Here is a 12,214-nt window from a genome sequence, read left to right on the forward strand (position 1 = left end):
TGGAAGCACGCCCCCGCTTCCGCTCAGGCGACGCAAGGTCCGGGACCGCGGCGCCACCAGATGGGGAAAGCCAGTGACCATGAAACTTGTTTCGCCCGGCGAAGCCGCGGCCAATACCAATGACATGTCTGACAAAGCCGGCGAGGATCTTGTCCGCATCGGCGAGATGGCCAAGAAATACGGAGTAACGCTGCGCACGCTGCGTTTCTACGAGGACAAGGGTCTTCTCACTCCGCAGCGCGACGGCTCGACCCGTCTCTACACGCGACGCGACAAGGCTCGGCTGAAGCTGATCCTGCTCGGCCGCAAGGTCGGATTCTCGCTGCGCGACGTCAAGCAGATGATGGATCTGTATGACCCGACTGGCTCCAACACCAAGCAGTTGCGACTGGCGCTCGACAAGTCGGAGAAGCAGCTTGCCCGTCTGCAGAAGCAGCGGGCGCTGATCGACGATGCCATCAACGAGTTGAGCAACTCGATGGCGGCGGTGCGTCAGATGTTGATCGAACGTTCGGCGCCGCAGGCCAGCGCCGCCGGATAATTCGGCCTCGCCGGCTTCCGGTGAACGGCCTTCTGACGAACGAGAGCCGCGGGGCGTTGGCCGCGCGGCTCTTTCTGCCTTCCGGCTGCGTCGGGATGAATACACATTTCAATCGTTCCGCACTGGCTTCAATGGTGAAGCGCCGCTACGCTCGCGGGTGAGGCCCTGGAAAAATTTGCCACATCAAAAAGTTGACGTTTACGCAAACGTCAACTTTTGCTATCCCGACCTGAACATTGGTCCGCATGCTGTCCCTGATTCATTTTTTGGGGCTTGATTTCGGAGCCAAGGCCGCATGGTGGAGGAAACGCATGCCGATCTACAGGGCGCCGGTCCAGGACACGCTGTTCGTGCTGAACGAGGTGCTGGGCTACCGGCGCTATTCCAATCTTCCCGGATTTTCCGACGCGACGCCGGATGTGGTCGAGGCCATCCTCGCCGAAGGCGCCAAGCTCGCCGAAAACGTCATGCAGCCGCTGAACCGCGTCGGCGATATGCAAGGCTGCGTGCGCCATGACGACGGTTCGGTGACGACGCCGAAAGGCTTCAAGGAGGCCTTCGACCAGTATCGCGATGGCGGCTGGATGGGGCTGGCCGCACCCATCGAATTTGGCGGCCAGGGTCTGCCTTACGCGGTGCATACCGCTGTTTCCGAATATATGGTTTCGGCCAACATGTCGCTGATGATGTATCCCGGCCTGACGCAGGGCGCGATCGCGGCGATCATTACCCATGGCACCGACGAGCAGAAGGCGACATGGCTGCCGAAGCTGGTCGAGGGCATCTGGACCGGCACCATGAACCTGACTGAGCCGCATTGCGGCACCGATCTCGGCCTGCTGCGCACCAAGGCGGTTCCCAATGGCGACGGCACCTACAGGATTTCAGGCCAGAAGATCTTCATCTCGGCCGGCGAGCACGACATGTCGGACAACATCGTCCACCTCGTGCTGGCCCGCATCGAGGGCGCACCGGAAGGCGTGAAGGGCATTTCGCTGTTCATCGTGCCGAAGCTCAAGCTCGATGCGTCCGGCAATCCGGGCGAGAAGAACACCGTCTCCTGCGGCTCGATCGAGGAGAAGATGGGCATCCATGGCAATTCGACCTGCGTCATGAACTATGACGAGGCGCAAGGCATGCTGCTCGGCGACGCCAATGGCGGGCTGAAGGCCATGTTCACGATGATGAACGAGGCCCGGCTCGGCGTCGGCCTGCAGGGGCTTTCTCTGTCGGAAGTCGCCTACCAGAACGCTGTGTCCTATGCCAAGGATCGCCTGCAGGGCCGCTCGCTGTCCGGGCCGAAGGCGCCGGACAAGAAGGCCGACCCGATCATCGTCCACCCCGAAATCCGCCGCAGCCTGATGACTATGAAGGCCTTCAACGAGGCCGGCCGCGCGCTGGCGCTGTGGACGGCGATCAAGTCGGACATCGCGCACCGTGCCAGTGACGACAAGGACCGCCAGGCCGCCGACGACTACACCAGCCTGATGACACCGGTGGTCAAGGGCGTGCTCACCGACAAGGGCTTCGACCACGCGGTGATGGCGCAGCAAGTGTTCGGCGGCCACGGCTATATCGAAGAGCACGGCATGAGCCAGTTCGTGCGCGATGCCCGCATCGCCATGATCTACGAGGGCGCCAACGGCATCCAGGCGCTCGACCTCGTCGGCCGCAAGCTGGCCTTGAATGGCGGCCGCGCCGTGCAGGCCTTCTTCAAGGAGGTCGGCGAGTTCTGCGAGGAGAACCGCACTGACGAGAAGATGGCGTCCTTTACCAAGGCTCTGAAGAAGGGCCTCAACGATCTGCAGGCGGCGACGATGTGGCTGATGCAGAACGGCATGACCAAGCCCGACAACGCCGGTGCCGCCTCGACCGACTACATGCATCTCTTCGGCCTGGTAGCGCTGGGCTATATGTGGGCGCAGATGGCCAAGGCAGCCGGGGCGAAATTGGCGAATGACGCCAATGGTTCTTCGGCCTTCTACGACAGCAAGCTGGTGACGGCGCGCTTTTTCATGGAGCGGATCATGCCGGAGACGTCGGCTCACCTCGCCCGCATCTCCAGCGGCGCGGAGACATTGATGGCACTGCCAGCGGAAGCGTTCTAAGCTCGACGTTCCCCTCCCCCTCGAGGGGAGGGCGGCCCGAAGGGCCGGGAGGGGTCCTGCGTGCAGTGCGCGACCTCTTTTATGGTGACATGCCCTGGGAGGAGAATGATCGCAATGCCGTGGCATATGGCGCAGGTTGTAAAAGATAAGATCGAGCACGCCACCGGCTACCCCACCCGGCCGCTTCGCGGCCACCCTCCCCTCGAGGGGGAGGGGAGCGTTGGCGCGGGAGAAATAGCATGACCAACCCCGCCGAAATCCTCGGCCTCCCCAAACCCGCCTGGGCGGCGGACGAGGTGGGCATGCTCTACGACATGGCGCACCGCTTCATGTCGGAAGAGATCGCGCCGCGCTATGAAGAGTTCGAGAAGAACGAGATGGTCGACCGCGAGAGCTGGCTGAAGGCAGGTGCGGCCGGTCTGCTTTGTGCCTCGATGCCGGAGGAATATGGCGGTTCGGGCGGGACATTCGCGCATGAGAGCGCCATCATCGAGGCGATCGGCCATGTCGGCGTCGACGGTTTCGGCATCGGCTTGCACAATTCGATCGTCGCCCCTTACATCCTCCACTACGGCTCGGAGGAGCAGAAGAAGAAATGGCTGCCGAAACTGGCGACCGGCGAGTTGATCGGCGCCATCGCCATGACCGAGCCCGGCGCCGGCTCCGACCTGCAGGGCGTCAAGACGCGAGCCGAGAAGGATGGCAACCAATACAAGGTCAACGGCTCGAAGACCTTCATCACCAACGGCCAGCTCGCCAACTTCATCATAATCGTCACCAAGACCGATCCGGAGAAGGGCGCCAAGGGCACTTCGCTGATCGTCATCGAGACCGACGAGGTGGAAGGGTTCGAGCGCGGCCGCAACCTCGACAAGATCGGGCTCAAGGCCAACGACACGTCGGAACTGTTCTTCAACGATATGCGCGTGCCGACCTCCAATCTGCTCGGCCACGAGGAAGGCCAGGGCTTCGTCCAGCTGATGCAGCAATTGCCGCAGGAGCGGCTGCAGATCGGCACCGGCGCCATCGCCATGATCGAGCGGGCGCTGGCGCAGACCATCGACTACGTCAAGGAGCGCAAAGCCTTCGGCAAAGCGATTATCGAATTCCAAAATACCCAGTTCAAGCTGGCCGAACTGAAGACCGAAGCGACCATCGGCCGGGTCTTCTACAATGACTGCGTTGCCCGCCATATCAATGGAGGCCTCGACCCGGTGACGGCCTCGATGGCCAAATACTGGCTGTCCGACCTGCAGGGAAAAGTCGTCGACGAATGCCTTCAATTGCATGGCGGCTATGGCTACATGAATGAGTATCCGATCGCCCGCATGTTCCGCGACGCCCGCGTCCAGCGCATCTACGGCGGCACCAACGAGATCATGAAATTGCTGATCGGGCGCTCTCTCTGAGCGACTTTCAGCAAACCAAGGAGCAAGAAAATGGCCGAAGCTTATGTCTATGATGCCGTGCGCACGCCGCGCGGCAGGGGCAAGAAGGATGGCTCGCTGCACGAGGTGCCGGCGGTGCGGCTCGGCGCCAAGGTGCTCGAGGCGATCCGCGACCGCAATGGGCTGGATACCGGCACCGTCGACGACATCATCTTCGGTTGCGTCGACCCGGTCCGCGAGGCGGGGTCTGTTATTCCGCGCGCCGCCGCCTTCGAGGCGGGCTACGACACGAAAGCGCCCGGCATGCAGATCTCGCGCTTCTGCGCCTCTGGCCTGGACGCCATCAATTTCGGCGCAGCCAAAATTGCGCAAGGCGCCGACGAGATTGTCATCGCCGGCGGCGTCGAATCGATGTCGCGCGTCGGCATGGGCGCATCCGGTGGCGCCTGGTTCATGGACCCCTCCGTTGGCCTGCCGGGCTGGTTCGTGCCGCAAGGCATCTCGGCCGACCTGATCGCCACGAAATACGGCTTTTCGCGCGACGACGTCGACGCCTATGCGGTCGAGAGCCAGAAGCGTGCTGCCAAAGCCTGGGGCGAGGGCCGCTTCAAGAATTCGGTGATCTCGATCAAGGACCAGAACGGCCTGACCATCCTCGACCACGATGAGCACATGCGGCCCGCGACCGATATGCAGTCGCTGGCGGCACTCAACCCGTCTTTCGTCATGCCCGGCGAAATGGGCGGCTTCGATGCCGTCGCGGTGCAGAAGCATCCCGAGGTGGAAGAGGTCAACCACGTCCACCACGCCGGCAATTCGTCCGGTATCGTCGACGGCGCGGCGGCCGTTCTGCTCGGCTCGAAGAAGGCTGGAAAGACGATCGGCCTGAAGCCGCGCGCGCGCATCCGTGCATTCGCCAATATCGGTTCGGAACCGGTGCTGATGCTGACCGGTCCGGTAGACGTGACCGAGAAGCTGCTGAAGCGCGCCAGGATGAAGCTGTCGGACATCGATCTGTTCGAGCTCAACGAGGCTTTCGCCTCGGTGGTGCTGCGCTACATGCAGGCTTTCGATATTTCGCACGACAGGATCAACGTCAATGGCGGCGCCATCGCCATGGGCCATCCGCTCGGCGCCACAGGTGCGATGATCTTCGGAACGGTGCTGGACGAACTTGAGCGTCGCGACCTCGATACCGCGCTGGTGACCCTCTGCATCGGCGCCGGCATGGGCACCGCAACGATCATCGAACGCGTCTGACGGGAGAGAGACCGATGAGCTATACCAATTTCACGCTGGACATCGACGCCGACGGCATCGCGCTGGTCACCTGGGACATGCCGGGCCGGTCGATGAACGTCTTCACCGAAGAAGCCATGCTGGAACTGAATTCCATTGTCGACAAGGTGGCGAGCGACGCGGCGATAAAGGGGGCGGTGATCACTTCCGGCAAGGATAGTTTCTCGGGCGGCGCCGACATCACCATGCTGCAGAAGATGTTGGCGACCTTCGCCGCTGACAAAGCCAAGGACCTGGACAAGGCGACCAAGGCGCTGTTCGACAACGCCGGCTATATGACCGGCCTGTTCCGCAAGCTGGAAACCTCAGGCAAGCCGTGGGTGTCGGCGATCAACGGCACCTGCATGGGCGGCGCGTTCGAGCTGTCGCTCGCTTGCCATGGTCGTGTCGCGGCCGATTCCGACAAGGTCAGGATGGCGCTCCCCGAAGTGAAGATCGGCATTTTCCCAGGCGCCGGCGGCACCCAGCGCGTGCCGCGGCTGACCGACCAGCAGCAGGCACTGCAGATGCTGACCTCCGGCCAGACGCTGTCGCCGCAGAAGGCCAAGTCGATGGGCCTGATCCACGAGATCGCCGAGCCGCAAAAGCTGGTCGAGACCGCCAAGGCCATGATCAAAAATGGCTTGAAGCCGGTGGCGCCGTGGGACGAGAAGGGCTTCAAGCTGCCCGGCGGCCCGATCTATTCGGTGGCCGGCGCCAATCTGTGGCCACCGGCAATCGCCATCCTGCGTCGCGAGACCTATGGCAACTATCCTGCCGCCGCAGCCATCCTGAAATGCGTCTATGAAGGCCTGCTGGTGCCGTTCGACACCGCTTTGCGCATCGAGCAGCGCTATTTCACCGAGATCATGCAGACAAGAGAAGCGGCGGCGATGATCCGCTCGCTGTTCGTGTCGCTGCAGGAACTGAACAAGGGTGCGCGCCGCCCCGCCGGCGTGCCGGAAACCAAGTTCAAGAAGATCGGCGTGCTCGGCGCCGGTTTCATGGGCGCCGGCATCGCCTATGTTACGGCCAAGGCCGGCATTCCGGTGGTGCTGCTCGACCGCGACATGGAAGCTGCCGCCAAGGGCAAGGCGCATTCGGACAGCTTGATCTCGGATCAGGTCAGGAAGGGCCGCGCCAAGCCGGAGGACAAGGACAGGCTGCTGTCGCTGATCACGCCGACGGCCGACTATGCCGACCTCGCAGGCTGCGACCTGGTGGTCGAGGCGGTGTTCGAGGATTCGGGCGTCAAGAAGGACGCCACCGAAAAGGCGGAGGCCATGCTGAAGCCGGCGGCGGTCTTCGCCTCGAATACATCCACCATCCCGATCACATCGCTGGCGAAGAATTCGGCGCGGCCGAAGAATTTCATCGGCATCCATTTCTTCTCGCCGGTCGACAAGATGATGCTGGTCGAGATCATTTTGGGCAAGAAGACGGGCGACAAGGCGCTGGCCACCGCGATCGACTTCGTCCGCGCCATCAAGAAGACGCCGATCGTCGTCAACGACACGCGCGGCTTCTATGTCAACCGCTGCGTGCTGCGCTACATGTCGGAAGCCTACAAGATGCTCATCGAGGGCGTTCCGGCGCCGATGATCGAGAATGCGGCGAAGGCCGCCGGCATGCCGGTTGGTCCTTTGGCGCTCACGGACGAAACGGCGATCGACCTCGCGCAGAAGATCATGAAGCAGACCATGCGCGATCTCGGCGAAAACGCGGTCGACCCGAAGCAGATGGCGCTGATCAACACGCTGGTCGATACTCATGGCCGCTTTGGCCGCAAGAACGGCAAGGGTTTTTACGACTATCCGCAAAAGCCTGCCAAGAAGAAGTTGTGGCCGGGCCTGAAGGATCTCTATCCGCAGTTGCCGCCTGAAAAGGTTGACTATGAGGAACTGAAGCAGCGGCTCCTGGTCACCATTGCATTGGAGGCGGCCCGGGTGATGGAGGAGGGCATCGTCACCGATCCGCGTGAAGCCGATGTCGGCTCGATCCTCGCCTTTGGCTTCGCGCCCTTTACCGGCGGCGTGCTGTCCTACGTCGACGGCATCGGCGCAAAGAAATTCGTCAAGATCGCCAAGGGCCTGCAGAAGAAGTACGGTGCCGAGTTCAAGGCGCCGAAGCTCCTGCTCGATATGGCGGAAAAGGGCGAGACTTTCTACGAACGCTTCGATCCCTATGCCAGGAGCGAGGCCAAGAAGGCGGCGTGACGCCGCCTTCTTGGTGGACAAGATCGCGGCCACCGGTTAGAACAGAGAAGGTATTTTTTCCTGTTCTGAAGGAGAGCAAAAGTGCTCTCGCATGACCGCGTATGGGCCGCAATCGATGCTCTCGCCGAGCGTTATTCGCTCTCGGCCTCGGGGCTGGCGAAGCGTGCGGGCCTCGATTCGACAGCCTTCAACAAGTCGAAGCGGCTGTCCTCGGACGGGCGGCCGCGCTGGCCGTCGACCGAATCGCTGGCCAAGATCATTGAGGCGACGGGCGCCTCGCTCGACGAATTCACGGGACTGGTCGAAGGCCGGGGCAAGCCCGGCCCCGGACCCCTGCCCGCACGGCGGTCTTCGGTGCCGCTGCTCGGCTTCGCCCAGGCCGGCGCCGGCGGTTTCTTCGATGATGCCGGCTTTCCGGCGGGGCAGGGCTGGGACCTGATCGAGCTTCCGGCACAGGCGACCGGAACCTCCTATGCGCTGCAGGTCCAGGGCGATTCCATGCTGCCGCTCTACCGCAACGGCGACGTGCTGATTGTCGAGCCGGGCGCTGCCACCCGCAAGGGCGACCGGGTCGTCGTCAAGACCAATGCCGGCGAGGTGATGGCCAAGGTGCTGGACCGTCAGACGGCGAAGTCGATCATGCTGGTCTCGCTCAATCCCGATCACCCGGACCGCGACATCCCCATGCGCGATGTCGAATGGGTGGCGCGGATTGTCTGGGCAAGCCAGTAAGGGCCGCCGGTGCGCCCGCTTCATGCAGCCGCTGCGGTGTCGACGATCCTGGTGATCGGGGCCGCGATTGCCGCCGGCGGCCGCGCCGTGCTGCATGACGAAAACGGCCGTGTCGCAGCTCGAGCGCAGGCCGGCATGGCGGCGCAATCCGAAGCGCCTGCCACATCAGCGAACCCGCGACCCAAGGCGGCGAGGCCGGAGGCGCATTCCAGGGCCATCGATCCCGAGGTCGTCGCGCCGCCGCAGCTTCAACCCGAAGAGCTTGAACGGGTCGAGCCGCGCGCGCCGCTGAGTGATCTGGCGCTGGCCAGACCGCCCAAATCGAAAATGCCCGACGACTGGAACGGGACAAAACTGTTCCAGCCGATTGCAACTGCCGCCGGTGTGATCGAGGCCAAGGGCTACTCGGTCGCGGTTTCGGGTATCGACATCATCACGCAGGACGAGACTTGCGCCGACGGCGGCAAGTCCTGGACGTGCGGCAGCCGGGCGCGAACGGCGTTCCGTGCTTTCCTGCGCGGCCGGGCGGTGGTTTGCGCGGTGCCGCCCGAAGGCGGCCGCGACCTGATCGCCGCCGAATGCCGCGTTGGCAACCAGGATGTCGGTCAGTGGTTGATCGAAAACGGCTGGGCGCGCGCAGCCAAGGGTGGCCCTTACGTCGAGGCCGGCGAGAAGGCGCGTACGGCGAGGAAGGGCATTTTCGGGCCGGCGCCCAGTCTCTCCGGCCTGCCTCCGGCACCAGCCCCTGTCGCGGCAGCGCAGCCGACGCAGCCGATTCTCGATTCGTCGGCGACGGCTACGCCGCCAACTGACCAGCCAGCGCCTTCTGAATGAGCGCGCGGGTTTCTGCGATGCCGTAGAGGGCGGCGAAGGAACCGAAGCGCGGGCCGCGCTCCTGGCCGATTAAAACCTGGTAGATCATCTGGAAGAAGGCGACGGAGACGCCCGGCCCGCCTTCCGGGCTCTGCTTCGAATGGTCCTGATAACGTTCGATCTTGCGCGCAACGTTGAGGGCGGCATTCTGGATCACCTCGCCATCGGCATCTGGCGGCAACGCGGCGAGCGCGTCAGAGAGTTTCGTCAGCGCCTCGCGCTCGACCGCGTCGGCGGCCCGGTACACCTTGGCCGGCTTCACGAAATCGTCGAAATAGCGGATCGCATACTCGGCCAGCCGGTCGAGCTCGGGATGGGTCTTCGGCGTCACGCCTGATGTGTGGCGCGAAATGAACCCCCACAGCACGTCCTTGTTCTGGGCGTTCGAGGCACTGACCAGATTGAGCAGCAGCGCGAACGACACCGGCAGGTCGACGACAGGCGGGTTACCGTCATGCATGTGCCAGACGGGATTTCCCAGCCGCTCCTTCCACTCCTGCCGGCGATAGGCGGACAGAAAGGCGTAATACTCGTCCACCGCCTTCGGAATGACGTCGAAATAGAGCTTCTTGGCCTGCCGCGGCCGCTGGTACATGTAGAGCTCGAGGCTTTCGGTCGGCGCGTAGGTCAGCCACTCGTCTATGGTCAGTCCGTTGCCCTTCGACTTCGAAATCTTCTGGCCGTTCTCGTCCAGGAACAGCTCATAGACGAAATGCTCGGGCGCGCGCCCGCCCAGGATATTGCAGATACGGTCGTAGATCACCGCATTCGTCTGGTGGTCTTTGCCGAACATTTCGAAGTCGACGCCGAGCGCCGCCCAGCGCATGCCGAAATCCGGCTTCCACTGCAGCTTCACCCTGCCGCCGGTTATGGGCAGCGTGGTTTCGGTGCCGTCATCATCGAAGGTGATAGTGCCGGCCTTGGCGTCGACATGCTTCATGGGGACGTAAAGCACGCGGCCACTTTTGGGGGAAATCGGCAAGAACGGACTGTAGGTCGCCTGACGCTCCTCTCCGAGCGTCGGCAGCATCACGTCCATAATCTTATCGAAACGTTCGGCAGCGCGCAGCAGAACGTCGTCGAAACGGCCAGCCTTGTAGTATTCCGTCGCGCTGGCGAACTCGTAGTCGAAGCCGAACGTGTCCAGGAAACGGCAAAGCATTGCGTTGTTGTGGTCTGCGAAGCTCGCATAGTCGCCGCCGAAAGGATTGGGGACGGACGAGAGCGGCTTGTGCAGGTGCGGCTCGAGTGCGGCGCGATCGGGGACGTTGTCCGGAATCTTGCGCATACCGTCCATGTCGTCGGAAAAGCACAAGATCTTGGTCTTGACCGTGTCCCGGGTGAGGACGCGGAAGGCGTGGCGCACCATCGACGTGCGTGCGACCTCGCCGAAAGTACCGATGTGCGGCAGCCCCGACGGACCGTAGCCGGTCTCAAACAGGACGGTCTCGGGAAAGTCAGTGTCTTTGTAGCGCTCGACGATCTTCCTGGCTTCCTCGAACGGCCACGCCTTGCTTTCAGCCGCTGCCGCAAGCACCTCGGGATTGAGATCGATGATGTTTGATCCCGCCATGTCACTGTTTTCCAAATTGTTCGCCGGCATCGCCGCAAATAGGGGGCCGGAAGAGATTTTTTCCACCGGTCTCTAGGCGTGCCTGCCGTAGGCGTCAACGATCGCGGCTCTTTTTCCTTGCAGCGTCGGTGCCGCGTTCCTAACTTCGGAGCCCGTTTGAGGAGTTTTTAAATGTCGTTGCCGCCGCATGAAGCCCTGATCTATCTGATGGTCATCACCTCCGCGTCCGATCGCGACATGACCGATGTCGAACTGGCGCGGATCGGCGACGTCGTCCGCTCATGGCCGGTGTTCGAAGACTTCGACCATGACCGGCTGGTCGGCGTCGCCCAGGACTGCCAAAAGATGCTGCACGAAAAGGACGGGCTGGAAGGCGTTTTGGCGCGCGTCGCTGAAGCACTGCCCGAACGCCTGCTTGATACCGCCTATGCCGCAGCCTTCGAGGTTGCGGCCGTCGACCTCGAAATGCGCTTGGAGGAGGTGAGGGTGCTGCAGCTTATCCGTCGCCAGCTCGATCTCGACACGCTCACCGTCGCAGCCATCGCCCGCTCCGCCAAAGCCCGCCTTCGCACGCTGACCTGATCCGGGCACTGAAGGGTCAGAAGAAGCTGACCGGACCGGATCAGAAAAAACTGACCGGGAAATAGCGCAAATAAAATTCGGCGAAGATGCCCTTCACTGAGATCTGCTGCAGCGCGTAGTTGAATGCCGCGGCCAGCGCCGGATCGTTGGCCCTGGTGGCGATGGCCATTCCCGAGCCCAGATATTCTGGCGCCAGATAGGGGCCGCCGGCGAAGCGGCAGCATGCTGCGGCATCCGAACCGCCCAGCCAGAAGGCGAAGCGCATGCCGTCGCCGAAGGCGGCGTCGACCTTGCCGGCCTTAAGATCATCATGGAGTTCTTCCGGCCGGCCGAAGGGTACGACCTGAACGGTGCTGAAATAATCGCGCAGCATGCGCTCATGCGCGGAGCCGGCCACCACGCCGACGCGCCTGCCGCGCAGCCTGTCGAAGATCGGTTCCGCGAGCGCCTTTGTCTTCGGCATGATGAAGCGTGCCGGAAACTGCAGGTAGGAGCGCGAGAAGGCATATTTCGACCGCGACTCCGGCGTGGCGGCGATGCCGGCAATGATCGCTTCGCCTTCGCCCTTCTGCAGCGCCCCTTCGAGCTCGGCCCAGGGCAGTGCCTGGATCTGGCATTTTTCCGCGATGCCGAGTTCGGCGCAGATGGCGCGCGCCAGATCGACGTGGAAGCCGGACAGGCGGCCCGCCCCGTCGAGGAAGTTGAACGGCGGGAAATCGGTGGTGGTCAGGAATCTCAGACGCGGCAGCGCGGAAAGGTCAGGCTTCGGCAGCCGCTCCTTTGCATCCCACAGCACCGGCACTTGCGGCTCCGCGGCACGCGCTGCCGTGAGCCACTGTGCCCCCGTCATTGCCAGCATCAAGACGACGGGTATCCACCGAATTGCCACGATCGAGCTCCGCCCTGTCCTGTCCAATGTGGCT

Annotated in this window: 10 protein-coding genes; 8 read left to right on the top strand and 2 right to left on the bottom strand. The window is 63.0% G+C overall.

Annotated elements, in window-relative coordinates; translation table 11 throughout:
- Positions 1 to 79: 79 nt before the first annotated feature.
- From BQ8482_RS05355 to BQ8482_RS05385, 7 genes are all read left to right on the top strand, one after another.
- Positions 80 to 541: a MerR family transcriptional regulator gene (locus BQ8482_RS05355; protein ID WP_095493558.1), complete on the top strand. Its 462-nt coding sequence runs from the start codon at positions 80 to 82 to the stop codon at positions 539 to 541.
- A 311-nt stretch (positions 542 to 852) separates the two neighbouring features.
- Positions 853 to 2,649, top strand: coding sequence for an acyl-CoA dehydrogenase (locus tag BQ8482_RS05360; protein WP_123147397.1), 1,797 nt, complete (start codon positions 853 to 855; stop codon positions 2,647 to 2,649).
- A gap of 239 nt (positions 2,650 to 2,888) precedes the next feature.
- Positions 2,889 to 4,058: an acyl-CoA dehydrogenase family protein gene (locus tag BQ8482_RS05365; protein WP_123146559.1), complete on the top strand. Its 1,170-nt coding sequence runs from the start codon at positions 2,889 to 2,891 to the stop codon at positions 4,056 to 4,058.
- A 30-nt stretch (positions 4,059 to 4,088) separates the two neighbouring features.
- On the top strand, positions 4,089 to 5,297 hold the full coding sequence (locus BQ8482_RS05370; RefSeq protein ID WP_123146560.1) for an acetyl-CoA C-acetyltransferase: 1,209 nt from the start codon (positions 4,089 to 4,091) through the stop codon (positions 5,295 to 5,297).
- 14 nt (positions 5,298 to 5,311) lie between these two features.
- Positions 5,312 to 7,531, top strand: coding sequence for a 3-hydroxyacyl-CoA dehydrogenase NAD-binding domain-containing protein (locus BQ8482_RS05375; RefSeq protein ID WP_123146561.1), 2,220 nt, complete (start codon positions 5,312 to 5,314; stop codon positions 7,529 to 7,531).
- 81 nt (positions 7,532 to 7,612) lie between these two features.
- The gene (locus BQ8482_RS05380) at positions 7,613 to 8,263 is read left to right on the top strand and encodes a S24 family peptidase (RefSeq protein WP_123146562.1); all 651 of its coding nucleotides are present in this window, start codon (positions 7,613 to 7,615) and stop codon (positions 8,261 to 8,263) included.
- Positions 8,264 to 8,272: 9 nt separating this feature from the next.
- Entirely contained in the window at positions 8,273 to 9,097 is an 825-nt protein-coding gene (locus tag BQ8482_RS05385) for a thermonuclease family protein (RefSeq protein ID WP_123146563.1), read from the top strand.
- On the opposite strand, the gene BQ8482_RS05390 is transcribed toward BQ8482_RS05385, so the two are convergent.
- Positions 9,060 to 10,709, bottom strand: coding sequence for a lysine--tRNA ligase (locus BQ8482_RS05390; protein ID WP_123147398.1), 1,650 nt, complete (start codon positions 10,707 to 10,709; stop codon positions 9,060 to 9,062). The genes BQ8482_RS05385 and BQ8482_RS05390 overlap by 38 nt on opposite strands.
- A 171-nt stretch (positions 10,710 to 10,880) precedes the next feature.
- Here BQ8482_RS05390 and BQ8482_RS05395 point away from each other — a divergent pair, with 171 nt between their 5' ends.
- Positions 10,881 to 11,291 (top strand): tellurite resistance TerB family protein, encoded by a 411-nt coding sequence (locus BQ8482_RS05395; protein ID WP_165848425.1) that lies wholly within the window; start codon positions 10,881 to 10,883, stop codon positions 11,289 to 11,291.
- A 40-nt stretch (positions 11,292 to 11,331) separates the two neighbouring features.
- Here the strand turns inward: BQ8482_RS05395 and BQ8482_RS05400 are convergent, their stop codons facing one another.
- The gene (locus BQ8482_RS05400; protein WP_123146564.1) at positions 11,332 to 12,150 is read right to left on the bottom strand and encodes an ABC transporter substrate-binding protein; all 819 of its coding nucleotides are present in this window, start codon (positions 12,148 to 12,150) and stop codon (positions 11,332 to 11,334) included.
- Positions 12,151 to 12,214: the final 64 nt, after the last annotated feature.

The organism is Mesorhizobium delmotii, from assembly GCF_900149755.1.
Taxonomy (GTDB): Bacteria; Pseudomonadota; Alphaproteobacteria; order Rhizobiales; family Rhizobiaceae; genus Mesorhizobium; species Mesorhizobium delmotii.